1 protein-coding gene is annotated in these 565 nt (G+C 65.8%); it reads right to left on the reverse strand.

Going from position 1 to position 565, the window contains the following annotated elements; translation table 11 throughout:
• Positions 1 to 405: IS5 family transposase (locus tag D2K64_RS24065; protein ID WP_120010952.1), on the reverse strand; the 405-nt coding region annotated here is incomplete at its 3' end.
• Between the last annotated feature and the right edge of the window lie 160 nt (positions 406 to 565).

Genomic DNA, 565 nt, shown 5'->3' on the forward strand with positions numbered 1-565 from the left:
ATGCGCATTGCCGCGGATGGGGAGCTTGCTCGTAAAGCCACCTCGCGAGCGCCCAAGACCCTGTCGATGAGGCCCCCTTCCGCCGGCGGCGCAGTGGTGCGCCCGGATGCTGGTGCTGTCGATCATCTGCAGGAAGTCGGCCTCACCGCCGCTATCAGCCAAGGTCTCCAGCATCACGTCCCACAGGCCTGACGCGGTCCAGCGCCGGAACTGGCGGAACACCGAGTTCCCGTTGCCGAGTTCGGCCGGCAGGTCACGCCATGGCGCGCCCGTGCGCGCGATCCAGAAGATGGCGTCGAGCACCCGCCGGTGGTCGCGGGCCGGCCTGCCGCCGAGCGGGCTGGCAGAAACCACGAAGGGCTCGAAGAAGGACCACTCCTCGTCGGTCAGCAGCCCACGGATCAAGGCCAACCTCCATGCCAGAGATCAGCGTAGAACCGCATCAGTGTTCGGCTGGAAAGCCCCCAGTCGACGGTTTGTCCACGCATCCTAGGCTCAGGACCTATTAACAAGCTCCTTGCGCTTTGATCCTGCTGTGCTTCCATGGCGGCCGGAGGTGCTGCCA

The sequence above is a fragment of the Teichococcus vastitatis genome (assembly GCF_003604215.1).
In the GTDB taxonomy this organism is placed as follows: Bacteria; Pseudomonadota; Alphaproteobacteria; order Acetobacterales; family Acetobacteraceae; genus Pseudoroseomonas; species Pseudoroseomonas vastitatis.